Annotated in this window: 18 protein-coding genes and 1 pseudogene; all 19 read left to right on the forward strand. The window is 57.0% G+C overall.

Annotated features, from left to right (window positions below; translation table 11 throughout):
* The first annotated feature begins 451 nt into the window (after positions 1-451).
* The 19 genes and pseudogenes from ACWJJK_RS16485 to rfbD all read left to right on the forward strand — a co-directional run bounded on the left by ACWJJK_RS16485 (position 452) and on the right by rfbD (position 16,052).
* Positions 452-1,159 (forward strand): energy transducer TonB, encoded by a 708-nt coding sequence (locus tag ACWJJK_RS16485; RefSeq protein ID WP_077728086.1) that lies wholly within the window; start codon positions 452-454, stop codon positions 1,157-1,159.
* A gap of 13 nt (positions 1,160-1,172) precedes the next feature.
* Entirely contained in the window at positions 1,173-1,835 is a 663-nt protein-coding gene (locus tag ACWJJK_RS16490) for a MotA/TolQ/ExbB proton channel family protein (protein ID WP_077728085.1), read from the forward strand.
* 2 nt (positions 1,836-1,837) lie between these two features.
* Positions 1,838-2,245 carry an ExbD/TolR family protein gene (locus ACWJJK_RS16495; protein ID WP_077728084.1) on the forward strand — a complete coding sequence of 136 codons (408 nt, stop codon included), beginning with the start codon at positions 1,838-1,840 and terminating at the stop codon, positions 2,243-2,245.
* 118 nt (positions 2,246-2,363) lie between these two features.
* On the forward strand, positions 2,364-3,374 hold the full coding sequence (locus ACWJJK_RS16500; RefSeq protein WP_077728132.1) for a KpsF/GutQ family sugar-phosphate isomerase: 1,011 nt from the start codon (positions 2,364-2,366) through the stop codon (positions 3,372-3,374).
* Positions 3,374-3,910 carry a 3-deoxy-manno-octulosonate-8-phosphatase KdsC gene (gene kdsC / locus ACWJJK_RS16505; protein ID WP_077728083.1) on the forward strand — a complete coding sequence of 179 codons (537 nt, stop codon included), beginning with the start codon at positions 3,374-3,376 and terminating at the stop codon, positions 3,908-3,910. The genes ACWJJK_RS16500 and kdsC overlap by 1 nt, the downstream gene beginning before the upstream one ends.
* Positions 3,910-4,485 (forward strand): LPS export ABC transporter periplasmic protein LptC, encoded by a 576-nt coding sequence (gene lptC / locus ACWJJK_RS16510; protein WP_077728082.1) that lies wholly within the window; start codon positions 3,910-3,912, stop codon positions 4,483-4,485. The genes kdsC and lptC overlap by 1 nt, the downstream gene beginning before the upstream one ends.
* Positions 4,472-5,173: a lipopolysaccharide transport periplasmic protein LptA gene (lptA, locus tag ACWJJK_RS16515; protein ID WP_240502362.1), complete on the forward strand. Its 702-nt coding sequence runs from the start codon at positions 4,472-4,474 to the stop codon at positions 5,171-5,173. The genes lptC and lptA overlap by 14 nt, the downstream gene beginning before the upstream one ends.
* A 3-nt stretch (positions 5,174-5,176) precedes the next feature.
* Positions 5,177-5,902: an LPS export ABC transporter ATP-binding protein gene (gene lptB, locus ACWJJK_RS16520; protein WP_077728081.1), complete on the forward strand. Its 726-nt coding sequence runs from the start codon at positions 5,177-5,179 to the stop codon at positions 5,900-5,902.
* A gap of 92 nt (positions 5,903-5,994) precedes the next feature.
* Positions 5,995-7,458, forward strand: coding sequence for an RNA polymerase factor sigma-54 (locus tag ACWJJK_RS16525; RefSeq protein WP_077728080.1), 1,464 nt, complete (start codon positions 5,995-5,997; stop codon positions 7,456-7,458).
* 30 nt (positions 7,459-7,488) lie between these two features.
* Positions 7,489-7,776: a ribosome hibernation-promoting factor, HPF/YfiA family gene (gene hpf / locus ACWJJK_RS16530; protein ID WP_077728079.1), complete on the forward strand. Its 288-nt coding sequence runs from the start codon at positions 7,489-7,491 to the stop codon at positions 7,774-7,776.
* A gap of 60 nt (positions 7,777-7,836) precedes the next feature.
* Positions 7,837-8,694, forward strand: coding sequence for an RNase adapter RapZ (rapZ, locus tag ACWJJK_RS16535; protein WP_077728078.1), 858 nt, complete (start codon positions 7,837-7,839; stop codon positions 8,692-8,694).
* Between the two features lie 93 nt (positions 8,695-8,787).
* Complete coding sequence (locus ACWJJK_RS16540) at positions 8,788-10,017, forward strand: ABC transporter substrate-binding protein (protein WP_454128293.1); 1,230 nt, start codon at positions 8,788-8,790, stop codon at positions 10,015-10,017.
* A gap of 40 nt (positions 10,018-10,057) precedes the next feature.
* Positions 10,058-11,023, forward strand: coding sequence for a PQQ-dependent catabolism-associated beta-propeller protein (locus ACWJJK_RS16545; RefSeq protein ID WP_077728076.1), 966 nt, complete (start codon positions 10,058-10,060; stop codon positions 11,021-11,023).
* A 3-nt stretch (positions 11,024-11,026) separates the two neighbouring features.
* Positions 11,027-11,770 (forward strand): ABC transporter ATP-binding protein, encoded by a 744-nt coding sequence (locus ACWJJK_RS16550; protein WP_077728075.1) that lies wholly within the window; start codon positions 11,027-11,029, stop codon positions 11,768-11,770.
* A complete protein-coding gene (locus tag ACWJJK_RS16555) occupies positions 11,767-12,576 on the forward strand; it encodes an ABC transporter permease (RefSeq protein WP_077728074.1) in 810 nt (269 codons plus the stop codon). Before ACWJJK_RS16550 ends, ACWJJK_RS16555 begins: the two co-directional genes overlap by 4 nt.
* Positions 12,573-13,643, forward strand: coding sequence for a dTDP-glucose 4,6-dehydratase (gene rfbB / locus ACWJJK_RS16560; RefSeq protein ID WP_086135240.1), 1,071 nt, complete (start codon positions 12,573-12,575; stop codon positions 13,641-13,643). Before ACWJJK_RS16555 ends, rfbB begins: the two co-directional genes overlap by 4 nt.
* Positions 13,644-13,708: 65 nt before the next feature.
* Positions 13,709-14,587: pseudogene (gene rfbA, locus ACWJJK_RS16565) on the forward strand (glucose-1-phosphate thymidylyltransferase RfbA).
* Positions 14,584-15,141, forward strand: a complete 558-nt coding sequence (gene rfbC / locus ACWJJK_RS16570; protein WP_156879543.1) for a dTDP-4-dehydrorhamnose 3,5-epimerase — start codon at positions 14,584-14,586, stop codon at positions 15,139-15,141. The pseudogene rfbA and the gene rfbC overlap by 4 nt, the downstream one beginning before the upstream one ends.
* Positions 15,138-16,052 carry a dTDP-4-dehydrorhamnose reductase gene (gene rfbD / locus ACWJJK_RS16575; RefSeq protein WP_156879542.1) on the forward strand — a complete coding sequence of 305 codons (915 nt, stop codon included), beginning with the start codon at positions 15,138-15,140 and terminating at the stop codon, positions 16,050-16,052. Before rfbC ends, rfbD begins: the two co-directional genes overlap by 4 nt.
* Positions 16,053-16,310 lie beyond the last annotated feature (258 nt).

The raw sequence follows: 16,310 nt of genomic DNA on the forward strand, positions 1-16,310 counted from the left end.
GCAAGAACTGCGTGATATGCCACACCTCGATGTGTCAAATACCGATATCGCTTTCCGCCAAATCGCTCTTCCCCACCGGAAACGAACATGAGCAATTTTCATTTAGCATTTATTTTCAACGATCTATAAAATACGCCGCCACAACGCGATGCTGTCCAGGAACGGAGTCTCCGTGAAACCCAAGATGGGATATCCGGATTGCGTCATATCACACAATCGGGCATGCGCGATGAGCTCATTTGTACCGACAGCCTAGATTTGGCGAGCAGCGCTCCACTCAACTTGATATGGACCGATATTTGCTAAGAATAGATGGTCATAGCACCGGTATTTAGACGTTTGGGATTAAAATCCGTATGTAAAATGCTTACACAGTAAAAATTCTCGTTATTATTCTCAATTTGAGTTGTACCCTCCAATTTCTACCGAACCATCACTCGCACATCTGTATATGACTTCGATGTCCGCCGACACCAAGCAAGGATGTCGCTCGTGGCTGGAGACCGCTTTCTCGATCGCTGCCGCAGCGGCACTGCATGCCGCGGTTTGGGCCGCCTGGCTCGCCGCCCCGGTAGACCGGGAACCGGCGGAAACTCCACCGCAACTGCTGGAAGTCTCGCTTGTCGCGGCACAGCCCGAAGCCAGTCCCGAGCCGCCCCAACCGCAGGTACAACAGCCGCCGCCCAAACCCGAGCCCAAACCGGAAAAACCCGCACCGAAAAAACCGGACAAACCTAAACCCAAGCCCAAGCCTAAACCGGTGGCTCGGCCGACACCGGCACCCGAGCCCTCTGAAACTCCGACGCCCAGCGCGCCGGCCACTGTCCCGACCGCGTCGACCCAGGGCAAGCCGGCCGCACCAGCCCCTGCGCCATTCGTCGAAGCCTCTTACAAGGCGCCGGGCCTGAACAATCCGCCGACGCGTTACCCACGTGTCGCGTTGGAAAGACGCTGGGAAGGCAAGGTCACCTTGCGCGTTCAAGTCATGCCGAACGGCTCGGCGGGCGAGATCAAAATCGAAGGCAGCAGCGGCCACGAGATTCTGGACGACGCGACCGTGGATCAGGTCAAGAACTGGCGCTTTATCCCCGCGCGCAGGGGCGACCGGGCCGTGGTCAGTTGGGTTATCGTCCCGATTGAATACAAACTAAAACGATGAAAAAGGCTATCGCATGATTCAGATCTCTTCTACCGATATCGTTCAGATCACCTTAGGGGTGCTGATCGGATTTTCCGTCATTACTTGGAGCATCATCTTTTTCAAGAGCTGGACGCTCTGGAATATCGGCCAGCGAAATCGCGGCTACAGCAAAGACTTCTGGGCGGCGCCGGATCTCGCCACTGCCTCGGGTCTGGAACATTCGGCGAGTGCCTTGGGCCGCATCGCAGGAGCAGGATTCGGCGTTCTCAAGGACATGCGCAGCAAAACCTCGCGCATGCTCGAGTGGAGCGGCGACATCGAGTCGATTCTGGAACGGTCCCTGCGCCAACAGATCAGCCGAGAACGCAAGGATCTGGAACAAGGGCTGTCCATGTTGGCCAGCATCGGCAGCACGTCGCCCTTCGTCGGGCTGTTCGGCACGGTATGGGGCATCATGCACGCTTTGCAGGACATCGGCGAGGCCAAATCGGCCAGCCTGGATGTGGTCGCCGGCCCGATCGGCGAAGCACTGGTCGCCACGGCAATCGGCATCGCAGCGGCCATTCCGGCGGTATTGGCTTACAATTTCTTTTTGAGACGCATCAAGCTATGCGAAGCGGACCTCGAATATTTTGCCACCGACTTCCTTAATCTCGCCGTGAAGACAGGCCTTAAAGCCGACGGGAGCGAGTAACCATGGGATTCAAAACCGATTCGTCTTCCGATCGGGAGGCCATGAGCGAAATCAACGTGACGCCGCTGGTCGACGTCATGCTGGTATTGCTGGTCGTGTTCATCGTCACCGCACCGCTGCTGACCCAGGCGGTGAAAGTCGATTTGCCGAAGACCGAAAAAACCGACCCCGCCCCCGACAAGCACCTCGCCACCATCGCCATCGACGCCCAGGGTCAGATCACCTTGAACGATCAGCCGCAACCGCTGGAAGCCATGGAGCAGCTTCTGCGCGATCTGCAACAGGCCGATCCGGAACTGATCGTGCAGTTCCAGGCCGACACCGCCGTTCCCTACGGTCGGGTCGCGGAAGCCATGGCCGTCGCTCACAAGGCAGGCATTACCAAGCTCGCGTTTGTCACCCGGGAGTGACCGCTTTTGCGGCACCAAATGCCTCCATTCCCATCGCGAATATCCAGGCTCTTGGAAAACCCGAAATCGGTATGCAATATTCATGGCATAATTGCTTCATTTTGAGCAGTTCACACGCATGACGTCGAGCTTACAGCGCACCACACTCGCCACGACCTACGATGAAGACAGCCTGTGCCGGGCCGGACTCAAGGTCGTACGGACCGAGGCCGAGGCGGTAGCCGCCTTGATGGGGCGCATCGACGGTCATTTCGCGGCGGCCTGCAAACTCATACTGGCCTGCAAGGGCCGGATCGCGGTGACCGGAATGGGAAAATCCGGCCACATCGGCGGCAAGATCGCCGCCACTTTGGCGAGTACCGGTACGCCTGCCTTCTTCGTGCACCCCGGAGAAGCCAGCCATGGCGATTTCGGCATGATCACGGCGCACGATGTCGTTCTGGCCTTGTCGAATTCGGGGGAAACCCCCGAGATTTTGGCCATCTTGCACCTGATCAAACGACTCGACGTTCCTTTGATCGGCATGACGGGCAACCCCAAATCCACGCTGGCCAGGCAATCGCTGGTGCATATCGACACATCCGTAAAGGAAGAAGCCTGCCCGCTCGGTCTGGCCCCCACATCGAGCACGACCGCGACGCTGGCGATGGGAGATGCTTTGGCCGTCGCATTGTTGGAAGCGCGAGGATTCACCCGGGAGGATTTTGCATTCGCGCATCCGGGAGGGAGTCTCGGACGGCGACTGTTAACCCGGGTGCAGGACGTCATGCACACCGGCCCGGAAATTCCGGCGGTGCCGGAAACGGCCCTGGTACGCGACGCGGTTCTGGAAATGACGGCGAAAAAGCTCGGAATGACCGCTATCGTCGATAGCGACTATCGAGTGCTCGGAATTTTTACCGACGGCGACCTCCGGCGATTGTTCGAAAAGGCCGGCGATATTCACACCACGCCGATCAATGAAGCCATGACACAATATTGCACCAAAGTTTCGGCCGAACTGTTAGCCGCGGAATCGGTACGCATCATGGAGGAAAAGCGGATCAGCGCTCTCTTGGTCGTCGACGAGGAGAACAGGCTGATCGGCGCACTCAATATGCACGATTTGCTGAGAGCCGGGGTGGTTTGATGCCCGAGCATGCGCCTCAAGACGTGCTGGCTCGCGCGGCCGGCATCCGCCTGGTCATTTTCGATGTGGACGGCGTTCTGACCGACGGCCGGCTTTTTTTCGACCAGCAAGGCCAGGAATACAAAAGCTTTCATGCCCGCGACGGCCATGGCATCAAGTTGCTTCAGGGGACGGGCGTAGCGACGGCAGTGATTTCCGGTCGGCGTTCGCAGTCGGTGGCGCTGCGCATGGAGAGCCTCGGCATTCGTCATGTCTATCAGGGGTACCAAGACAAACTGGACGCGTTCGAGCATCTTCGCAATGAGCTGGCGCTGGCTCCCGATGAAATCGCCCATGTCGGCGACGATCTCCTGGATCTGCCGATCATGCGCCGAGTCGGACTGGCGGTGGCGGTAGCGGACGCCCACTTCAGCATTCGACAGCATGCCCACTGGGTTACGCCCAGTCCCGGCGGAGCGGGCGCCGCACGGGAAGTCTGCGATCTCGTTATGAAAGCCCAAGGCACCTTGCAAGGCGTTATCGAGAGTCATTTCTGATGAGCATTTTTGCTCTGAGATCGCTGGTAACCTATCTGGGATTGGCCACCCTGGCATTGTTTACCTGGTGGCTTGCCGGCGTTTTTATGCCGGCCGAAGAATCTGCCGGACCGAGAACCCACGGAACAATCGATTATTATTCAAAAAACCTGAGTCGTACGCTGATGGACGAAAACGGCAAACCGAAGCAACTGCTGTTTGCCGTAAACCTTACCCATTATGTGGATCAAGACCGTACCGAATTGGTACAGCCGGTTCTGACGCTCTACGGAAAAGACGGACCGCCGTGGGTCATTCATTCCGATAACGCCCTCATGCCGGGCGAAAGCGATACCATATTTTTGAACGGAAACGTCCTTATTCTGCGCGAGCGGGACGAAAACGGCCGTACGCTGAAAATCGTCACCCAGAACGCCAGAGTCCAACCGGACAACAACTACGCCGAAACCGACGAGTTCATACAGGTACTGAGTCCGCCGGACGAACTGACCGGCAATGGCGCACGAGTTCACTTCGGCGATGATTTAAAAGTCACGATTCTTTCCAATGTACGAAGAAAGCATGAATTCCCCTAAGAGCCGCGGCTGCAACTCGGTAGATCCGAGCGACAGCCCCGGATGCGAGACCTACCGTTTTTATCCAATCGCAAACGGCGTCTTCGGGAAGGGGCTGGCCGGCGCTCCCGGCCAGGCCGTTTGCGATTGGAGCACCGGAATGACCCTTCCAATACGTATTCAGCAAGCGTTCCCTGAAAGGATCGTCGGTTTTATTTCAACCCTGCTGATCGCCTTATGGTTTTTATTCGCCGCTGAGAACACGTTCGCATTGGACAGCGACTCGAAGCAGCCGATTTATATCGAAGCCAACACGGCGACTTACGATGAAAAGACCGGCCAAACCGTATACACCGGTGATGTGAAAGCCACTCAAGGCAGCCTCGATGTTCAAGGCGACCAAATGACCGTTTATCAGAAAGGCGGCCAGACCGAGAAAATTATCGTTACCGGAAATCCCACCCGGCTGAAACAAACCCCGGAAGGCGGCAAGGAAGACATTCACGGGACCTCGCAACGTGCCGATTATTTTCCGGATACCGGAATACTGATCCTCTACGACAAGGCATTGGTCTGGCAGGGACAGAATTCGACCGCCAGCGACATCATCGAGTACGACACCAAAAACGGTTTATTCAAGGCCGGCAGCCCCACCACCGGCAGCAAACGCGTACATGTAAAAATGCAGCCGAAAGAGAAATCCGAATAAGCGATGGCGATTCTAGTTGCTACCGATCTACTCAAACGCTACAACAAGCGCAATGTCGTCAACGGTGTCTCGCTGCAAATCCACAGCGGAGAAGTCGTAGGCTTGCTGGGGCCCAACGGGGCCGGAAAAACCACCAGTTTTTACATGATCGTGGGGGTAATACGTCCGGATAGCGGTACAATCTACCTCGACGAACACAACATCACGAATCTCCCCATGCATGCCAGGGCGCAACTCGGCGTAGGCTATCTGCCGCAGGAGCCTTCGATCTTCCGGAAGTTGACCGTAGCCGACAATTTGCGGGCGGTATTGGAATTGCGCAAAGGATTGACCAACGGACAGCGAGAACTGGTGATCGAGGAGCTTCTCGAGGAATTCAGTATCGGCCATCTGCGCAACCAGCCCGCCCTGGGACTCTCGGGCGGAGAGCGCCGAAGAGTGGAAATCGCGCGGGCCCTGGCCTGCGAGCCGCAGTTCATGCTGTTGGACGAACCGTTCGCGGGGGTCGATCCGATCTCGATCATCGACATCCAAAAGATCATCGAGCACCTGAGAGACCGCGGCATCGGTATTCTCATTACCGAACATAACGTGCGCGAGACGCTCGGAATATGCAACCGCGCCTATATCCTCAGCGGAGGCGTCGTGATCGCAGAAGGCACGGCGCAAGACATAGTACAAAACAAGGAAGTACGCCAAGTTTATCTGGGCGAACATTTTTCCCTTTAGACAGTCCCTTTCATGGTTAGTACCTGTGCACTAGAATGGTTCTGATTTTTCACTCTCACACTGCCAACGCGCATTTCTGGACGTAAAGCTTCATGAAGCAAACTCTGCAACTCCGGTTGGGTCAGCAGCTGACCATGACCCCCCAATTGCAACAGGCTATCAAGCTGCTGCAGTTGTCAAGCCTGGATTTACAGCAGGAAATACAACAGGCGCTGGACTCAAACATGATGCTCGAAGTGGCGGAAGACGAAGGCAGCCACGGGGAGTTTCATGACTCGGTAGAAACCCCTGCCCCGTCCAGCGAGCCGGAATTCAAGGAGTTGTCGAATCTCGACGCCCAAACCGATATCCCCCAGGAATTACCGGTCGATACCTCATGGGACGAGGTGTACGACAGTTTTCAGAGCTACTCCGTCGCGGCCTCAGATTCGGACAGCGACGATTTCATTTTTCAGCGGGCGCCGGCCCAGTCCTTGCAGGATTACCTGCACTGGCAGATGGAGCTGACGACGTTCAGCGAACAGGACTACGCCATCGCCACGGCGATTATCGACGCTATCGATGACGACGGCTATCTGACGGTCAGCGTGGAAGACATCCATCAGGGCCTCGTCAATCAAATCAACGGATTGGAGATCGAGGAAGTGACGGCCGTTCTGCATCGGGTTCAGAATTTCGATCCGCCCGGAGTGGCCGCGCCGGACCTCGCGAATTGCCTGGCGATCCAATTGAATCAGCTGCCCGATGACACTCCGTGGAAAAAGGAGGCGTTCACGCTGGTGACCCGGCATCTGGAGCTCCTGGCCAAGAAAGATCTGGCCAAGCTCAGACGCACGCTGGAGCTGTCCGAAGAGGATCTGAACCACGTGGTGGCTTTGATCCGTACTTTGGAACCCAAACCCGGCCGCAAGATCTCTGCCTCGGAATCTCAGTACGTGATTCCCGATGTGTTCGTGGTCAAGCAGGGAAACGATTGGATCGTCGCTCTCAACCCCGAAATTTCGCCCAAGCTGCGCGTCAATCCGTTTTATTCGGGCATGATCAAGCGCGCCGACAACAGCGCGGACAACGTCACCATGAAGAACCATCTGCAGGAAGCGCGCTGGTTCATCAAAAGTCTGCAAAGCCGGAACGACACCCTGCTGAAAGTGGCTCGCTGCATCGTCGAACGCCAGAAAGACTTTTTGGAATACGGCGAGACGGCCATGAAACCGCTCGTTTTGCGAGACATCGCCGAAGAAGTGGGAATGCACGAATCCACCATTTCCAGGGTTACAACGCAGAAATATATCCACACGCCGAATGGCGTCTTCGAATTCAAGTACTTCTTCTCCAGTCATGTCTCGACGAATGCCGGCGGAGAATGTTCGGCAACCGCCATCAAAGCATATTTGAAAGAAATCATCGAAGGCGAAGATCCGCTGAAGCCTCTGAGCGACCACACGATCGCAGCCATGCTGAAGGGACGGGGCATCAACGTGGCGCGCCGCACCATCGCCAAATATAGGGAAGCCATGGCTATTCCGCCGTCCAACGAAAGAAAACGTGTTTTTTGATAACAATCATCCAAAACTAGGGAGATCATCATGCAAATCAGCATCACCGGCCATCACATCGACGTAACCGAAGCCCTGAGAAATTACGTCATGGAAAAAATGCAGCGGATCGAACGTCATTTCGACAAGATCGTAAATGTGCACGTGGTGCTCGAAGTGCAAAAACTGGCTCAAAAAGCGGAAGCGACGGTGCAAGTCAACGGCGCCAGCTTGTTCGCTCAGGAGGAAAGCGAGGATCTGTATGCCGCCATCGACGGCATGGTCGACAAGCTCGATCGACAAGTCGTCAAACATAAAGAAAAAGTTCAAGAGCACTGATCACTCGCCCCACAGCACATTCGTTTTTTCGGCTGATATAGGCGTGAGCAAAACGTCGCCATGAAACTCGTCATCGTCAGCGGTTTATCCGGGTCGGGCAAGAGTATCGCGCTGGAAACTCTAGAGGATTCCGGTTACTACTGCATCGATAACCTGCCGGTCTCGCTGTTCGAATCTTTTATACGGCAAGCCGTGATCAGCAACCCGGGAGCGTTCCGGAAAACCGCGATCAGCATCGATGCCCGAAATCAGAGCGCGAGTCTGGACCAGTTTCCCCTGACTTTGGAACTGGCCGACAGGTTCGGGATAGAGTGTCAGATTCTCTTTCTACAGGCGGAGACCGACACTCTACTCAAGCGTTTCAGCGAGACCCGCCGCAAGCATCCGTTAACCGATTCGGCTCGTCCGCTCAGCGAAGCGATCGAACTGGAGCGTAAGCTGCTGGAACCGGTCGCGAGTCGCGCCCATCTCCTTGTAGACACCACTTACACCAACATACATCAGTTGCGTGAACTGATAAGAGGCCGTCTCGGAGCGAAGCAGGAGCATTCGATGTCCTTGTATTTCCTGTCTTTCGGCTACAAGAACGGCATTCCGCTCGACGCGGACTTCGTGTTCGATGCGCGCTGTCTACCCAACCCGCATTGGGAACCCAGCCTGCGCAGCAAGACCGGTAAAGACGCGGAAGTGATCGAGTTTCTCGCAAACATTACCGAGGTTCAAAGCTACCTGGACGACGTCGTCGCCCTATTGCAACGCTGGATACCCCGGTTCGCGGACGAAGACCGCAGCTATCTGACCGCTGCCATCGGATGCACCGGCGGACAGCATCGTTCGGTCTATCTGGTGGAAGCGCTGGCAGAACGCTTCCGTTCGGATACGTACGATATTCTTGTTCGGCATAGGGACTTGAATTAGCCCCGACGCCGGACCGCACGGACATCGGGTCTGGCGTTTTTCCGGGCCACAGCCGGTTTCGTTATAATTCCCACGGTCGAACGGTGCGGAATCATGCTTTCAATTTCAAAAACACTACCGCTTATTTTTCTCAGCTTCCTTCTGGCGGCCTTCACGCCGGCCTACGGAGCCAAGAAAACGGCGCCGGCGCCGAAATCCCAACCCAAGGCAAGCGCCGAAGCGAAGCTCGATCAACTGCCCATCGCTTATCTCGCGCAGGCCCCTCAAGGCCCGCCGGTCCTGCCTTTTTTCGAGCAGGCGGTCACCGACCGAGGGGTACAGGGCGCACGTCTCGGCATTCAGGACAACAATACCACCGGCCGCTTCACCCGCCAGAATTTCAGCTTGCGTGAAAGCATCGTGCCGCCGGACGGCGATGTTGCCGCGGCATTCAAAGCCCTGCTGGCAGACGGCCATAGACACATCCTCCTCAACCTGGAGTCCACAAAGATCCGCGAACTGGCGGCTTTGCCCGAATCGAAAAATGTTTTGCTATACGATATCGCCACCCGGGACGATGAATTCCGCGGCGAAGCCTGCCGCCCCAACGTACTCCACCTTTTGCCCAGCCGAGCGATGCGCGCCGATGCCTTGGGGCAATACCTGGCGAAGAAGCGCTGGAACAAGTGGTTCCTGGCTGCCGGACCCAACGACGGCGACAAGCTTTACGCCGAAGCGGTTAAACGCGCTGCCAAGCGTTTCGGAGCGAAAATCGTTGCGGAAAGGACCTGGCAACACAGCTTCGACGAACGCCGCACGCCGGAATCCGAGGTACCGGTTTTCACCCAGGGCGTCGAATATGACATTCTCATCGTCGCCGACGAATCGGGTTTATTCGGTGATTTTCTTCCTTATCGCACCTGGCAGCCTCGCCCCGTCGCCGGCACTCAAGGGCTGGTGGCGACCGCTTGGCACCGGACGCACGAGGCATGGGGCGCGCTGCAATTGCAGAACCGTTTCCGCGATCAAGCCGGCCGCTGGATGACCGAGGAAGATTACGGTGCCTGGCTGGCGGTTCGGGCCATCGGTGAATCGGCCACGCGCACCAAATCGGTCGATTTCGACAAGGTGAAAACCTTTATGCTCGGAGAAGAATTCGCCCTGGCCGGATTCAAGGGCGTGCCCTTGTCGTTCCGACGCTGGAACGGCCAATTGCGGCAACCGGTGCTGATCGCTTCCGAACGGTCGATGGTAGCCGTCGCTCCGGTGGAAGGCTTTCTCCATCCCAAGAACGAATTGGATACCCTGGGTTACGATGAACCCGAGTCGAAGTGCCGCTTCTAAGCCGCGCAATAAATCCCAGTCTTACCAGAGGAAACAATCGATGAAAAAACTGATGATGTCGGCCCTTTTGCTGGGAGGAATGGCCTCTAGCTCCGCTTTCGGCGAAACGGTCTTCGTCACCTTGGAAAAAGACAATGCTCTGGCCGTGGTCGATGCCGCGCAAGGGAAACTCATAAAAACCGTCAAGATCGGGAAACGCCCTCGGGGCATCGTGCTGAGCAAGGATCAACGCCAGCTCTACGTCGCGGCCAGCGACGATAACACCATTCAGGTCATCGATACGGAAAGCTTGAAAGTGGTCGGCAAACTGCCTTCGGGGGAAGATCCGGAAACCTTCGCGAGGGACCCCGAAGGCCGGTTCCTGTACGTCTCCAACGAAGACGACAATCAGGTGACCGTGATCGAGATCGCCTCCAAGAAGGCCGTCAAAACCGTTCCGGTCGGGGTTGAACCGGAAGGCATCGCGGTCAGCCCGGACGGGAAATGGGTGGTCAGCACCAGCGAAACCACCAATATGGCCCACTGGATCGACCGCAGTAGTCTCGACATCGTGGACAACACGCTGGTCGATCCGCGTCCACGCGCCTGCGCATTCACCGACGACAGCCGGCAGCTCTGGGTCACTTCGGAAATTGCCGGCACCTTGACCGTATTCGATGTCGACACCAAACAGCCGGTCAAAAAGATCGGCTTCAAGATTCCCGGCGTCACTCAGGAGAAAATCCAGCCGGTCGGCATTCGTATCGATAAGGATCGACGTTACGGGTACGTGGCCTTGGGGCCGGCGAACCGGGTCGCCGTCATCGACGCGCAAAAGCTGGAAGTCGTCGACTATCTCCTGGTCGGTCAGCGGGTTTGGAACCTCGAATTTTCGCCGGATCAATCCCGGCTCTATACCACCAACGGCGTGAGCAACGACATTTCGATCATTGATCTCAAACAGCACAAGGTTCTGAAGTCCGTCGCCGTGGGCCATTACCCATGGGGGCTCGTCGTTAAACCTTGAACCATGACTCTTAATGCCACACCTGCCCTGACCGTGGCGGGACTTTCCTATGCCTACGGCAAAAAGAAGGCGCTTGACCGCGTGAGCTTTGCCGTTGCGCCCGGTGAATGCACCATTTTGCTGGGCCCCAACGGCGCCGGCAAGACCACGCTGTTTTCCCTGATCACAAGGCTGTACGACAGTCGCGAAGGACGAATCCTTATTGCGGGACACGATGTCAGGAAAGAATTCAGCCGAGCCCTGGCGCAACTGGGCGTCGTTTTTCAGCAAACGACCCTGGATCTCGATCTGACCGTGCTGCAAAACCTTCACTATCACGCTTCGCTGCACGGTCTGAGCCGCCGCCGCGCCGACGCGCGCATCCGGGAAGAACTGGAGCGTCAAGGTATGTTCGAGCGGCGGAAAGAGAAGGTTAGGCAGCTCAACGGCGGCCACCGGCGCAGGGTCGAAATCGCGCGGGCCTTGTTGCATGAGCCCCGGCTACTGCTTTTGGACGAACCCACGGTCGGCCTGGATGTTCCGAGCCGTAAGGCCATCGTCGACTACGTGCATCGGCTGTGTTCCGATAGCGGCATCGCCGTGCTCTGGGCCACTCATCTGATCGACGAGATCTACGAAAACGATCGTCTGGTCGTATTGCACAAGGGAGCCGTTAGGGCCGACGGTTCTATCCCGGAGGTATTGAAAACCACCGGCGCTGAAACCGTGGGCGACGCGTTCCACAGGCTGACGCGGGAGGCCGCATGAGGCTCATGCACTACCTCCGCGCCTTGCGCGGCATCATGGCGCGGGAACTGCTGCGCTTCGTGCACCAGCGCGAACGCTTCGTCTCGGCCCTGGTGCGCCCCCTGGTCTGGCTGTTCATCTTCGCTGCCGGTTTCCGCTCGACTTTGGGCGTCGCGATCATTCCGCCCTATGAAACGTATATTCTGTACGAGGTCTACATCACGCCGGGACTGCTCGGGATGATTCTGCTGTTCAACGGCATGCAGAGTTCTCTCTCCATGGTTTACGACCGCGAGATGGGCAGCATGAAAACCCTCTTGGTGTGTCCCTTGCCCCGCTGGTATTTGCTGATAGACAAGCTCCTGGCCGGCGTTCTGGTCGCGGTATTGCAGGCGTACACCTTTCTCCTCATCGCCTGGTTTTACGACATCCAAGCTCCCTTGGAAGGCTATCTGAGCGTGTTGCCGGCGCTGGTCCTCTCCGGTTTGATGCTGGGCGCGCTCGGCCTGCTGCTGTCTTCTTTCGTCAAGCAGCTTGAGAATTTCGCCGGCGTCATGAACTTCGTGATTTTTCCGATGTTCTTCCTGTCCACCGCGCTCTATCCGCTGTGGAAAATCCAGGAATCCAGCGAACTCCTCTACACTCTCGCCTCGTACAACCCATTCTCCCAAGCCGTGGAACTCATCCGTTTCGCGCTCTACGGTCAGTTCAATCTTTACGCTTGTATCTACACATCCGTGGCGCTGATTGTTTTTCTGATCATCGCCATCATCGGATACAATCCCTCACGAGGAATGATGCAACGTAAGGGTGGACCAGCCGCATGACACAATCGAAAACAATATTGGTAACCGGAGGTGCCGGATTCATCGGGGGAAATTTCGTGCTTCGCCAAATGCGCCGGGCGAATCTTCAAGTCGTCAACCTGGATGCCCTGACCTACGCGGGCAATCTGGATACGCTGGAAAGCATCAAGGACAACCCCGCCCACGTCTTTGTCTTGGGCTCCATCGGCGACCGCAGCCTGGTGGATTATCTACTGGAACGCTATCAGCCGGACGCCATCGTCAATTTCGCCGCGGAAAGCCACGTGGACCGCTCGATCGACTCGCCGGAACCTTTTATTCAGACCAATATTCTCGGCACATTCCAATTGCTGGAAGCGGCGCGCCGTTATTGGCGGTCGCTTTCTCCCAAGGCGCACAAAGCGTTTCGCTTCCTCCACGTCTCCACCGACGAGGTCTACGGAACGCTGGGATCCGAGGGGTTCTTCACCGAGGAAAACCCTTACCGACCAAACTCGCCCTACTCGGCTTCGAAGGCCTCGTCGGACCATCTGGTCAGAGCCTACTTCCACACTTATGGAATGCCGACTCTAACCACCAACTGCTCCAACAACTACGGACCGTACCAATTCCCGGAAAAGCTGATTCCGCTGATGATCCACAATGCCATGAACGGCAAGCCGCTGCCGGTCTACGGGACCGGTGCCAACGTGCGCGACTGGCTTTACGTCGAGGACCATTGCCGGGCCGTCGAACGAGTCCTTGAGGATGGCAAAGCGGGCGAGGTCTACAATATCGGCGGCAACAACGAAAAAACCAATCTGGAAGTCGTCGAGACCATCTGCAGCTTGCTCGATGAATTGTTGCCTAATTCCAAATACCGTCCGCACCGCGAACTGATCACTTTCGTTACGGACCGCCCCGGCCACGATCTCCGCTACGCGATCGATGCCGGCAAGATACGCCGGGAGCTGGGATGGGAACCGGCCGAAACCTTCGAGACCGGACTCCGCAAGACCGTGGAGTGGTATCTGGAAAACCAGAACTGGTGCCAGCGGGTCATGGACGGCAGTTACCGGGGAGAACGCCTGGGAATCGAAAAGTCCTGAGTGCAGCGGTCTGCCGGCGACAACAAACAGCATGCAAGGGGGGAATATCTTTGAAGTCCGATAACTTGAAGGGGATTATTCTGGCTGGGGGCTCGGGCACTCGCCTGCATCCGTTGACCTATGTCGTCAGCAAACAGCTACTGCCGGTTTACGACAAACCGATGATCTATTATCCCCTGTCGGTGCAAATGCTGGCGGGCATACGGGACATACTGATCATCACTACTCCCCAGGACGCGCCTTTATTCCAAAGTCTATTGGGCGACGGCGAGCAATGGGGCATGTCTATCCGTTATGCCGTGCAGCCGAAACCCGAAGGACTCGCCCAAGCCTTCATCATCGGACGGGAGTTTGTCGGCAAGGATCGTTCCTGCCTGATCCTGGGCGACAACATTTTCTACGGCCATGGCCTCCAGACTTATCTGGAAAAAGCGGTTGCCCGCGAAACCGGTGCCACGGTTTTCGGTTATTGGGTCAAGGACCCCGAACGCTACGGCGTCGCAGAGTTCGATGAGAGTGGCCGCGTGGTGAATCTCGTGGAAAAACCCAAGCGCCCCAAATCCAATTACGCCATCACCGGTCTTTACTTTTACGACAACCAGGTGGTCGACATGGCGGCCGACCTGAAACCCTCGGCCCGCGGCGAGCTCGAAATCACCGACATCAACAACCTGTATCTGGAGCAAGGACGGCTTCAGGTCGAAAAACTCGGCCGCGGCGTGGCGTGGCTCGACACCGGAACGCACGACTCGCTGCTGCAAGCTTCCAATTTCATTCAAACCATAGAAGAACGCCAAGGCCTGAAAATCTGCTGCCCGGAGGAAATTGCCTGGAGCCAGGGCTGAATCAGCGGCGGCGATCTGGAAAAGCACGCCATGAAGCTGAACAAGAGCGGCTATGGAGAATACCTGATCAGACTTCTAGAACTGGGCCGCCCCGCATGAATATAGAATCCACTCCATTGCCGGGCGTGTTGCTGATCAAGCCCGACGTCTTCGGCGATGCCCGCGGCTTCTTTCTGGAAACCTGGAATCGGCGGCGCTATCGGGAAGCCGGTTTGGACCGGGAATTCGTTCAAGACAATGTATCGCTGTCGCGCAAAGGCATTCTGCGCGGTCTGCACTTCCAGAATCCCACCCCGCAGGGCAAGCTCGTGCAGGCCTTGCAAGGCGAGGTATTCGACGTGGCGGTCGACATCCGCACCGGCTCGCCGACTTTCGGCCAGTGGTTCGGTGCGCTCCTTTCGGAAGAAAACCACCATCAGCTTTATGTGCCGGAAGGTTTCGCCCATGGGTTCTGCGTGCTGAGCGAGACTGCGCTTTTTTCCTACAAGTGCACCGATTTTTATAATCCGAGCGCGGAATACAGCCTCCGCTGGGACGATCCGGATCTGGGCATCACTTGGCCGATCGACAATCCCGTTTTGTCGGCGAAGGACCAATCCGCCCGGAATTTGAAGGATTTTCCCCGCGAGCTGCTCCCCGTCTGGCAAGCATGAAGATTCTCCTGATCGGACGTGAAGGACAGGTGGCGTGGGAGCTACGCCGGAGTCTTGCCTGCCTGGGCGAAACGATAGCACTGGATCGCCGGTCGACTCCGGCTTTGGACTTGACCGTTCCCGATTCCATCCGCGCGTCGGTGCGGCAAATCCGGCCCGGCTTGATCGTCAATGCGGGTGCCTACACCGCCGTGGACAAAGCGGAACAGGAAAACGATCTCGCCTTCCGGGTCAATGCCTTGGCGCCGGGCATCCTGGCGGAGGAAGCGCTGAACGTCGGCGCCGGCCTGATCCATTATTCCACCGACTATGTTTTCCCGGGCGACGGCGATGCGCCCTATCGCGAGGACGATCCGGTGGGCCCGCAAAATGCCTACGGCCGAAGCAAACTGGCCGGCGAAGAGGCCATCCGCCAGGTCGGCGTGCCTCACTTCATCCTGCGCACTGCCTGGGTTTACGGACGGCGCGGCCAGAACTTTCTGCTCACGATGCTGAGACTGATGCGGGAACGCGAACTCGTCCGCGTCGTGGACGATCAGTACGGCGCTCCTACCTGGAGCCGTCTCATCGCCGAGGCCACCGCCTTGATGCTTGCCAAGTCCACCGCGAACGGACGGTTCGAGCCGGGCGATCGGCAAGGAATTTATCATCTGAGCTGCGACGGACAGACGAGTTGGCACGGCTTCGCCTGCAATATACGCGACTACTCCCTCGAAAAGGGATTGTTGCCGGAATCCGCCGCCAGGCTCGAACCAATCCCGAGCTCCGAATACCCCACTCCCGCACGGCGTCCGAAATATTCCGTGCTTTCCAATAAAAGGCTCTTCGAGGAATTCGGTCTGGCCTTACCCGATTGGGACCAGGCTCTCCGTTTTTGCCTGGATGAATTTGCATACCGAACAAAGGATTGAATTACCTATCCTCGGCGTTGGCAAACATGCCTGAACCGTTTCTCACGCCTGAATTACTGCGGTTCCGCAAAGTTCGAATCCGGTCCAGTGGCCGCGAAGCCAAATCGAGCCGACTTTGACGCCGATGTTTACCATACGATGGAAGATCGTCTGATGAACGAATGGTCGACACACGTGCGAATAAAATGACAACGCAGCAGTTCGGATGCGCCTGATTGGCGAGAACACGTTCGAGCCTAGAACGTACATTCTCACGAA

It is taken from the genome of Methylocaldum gracile (genome assembly GCF_053646815.1).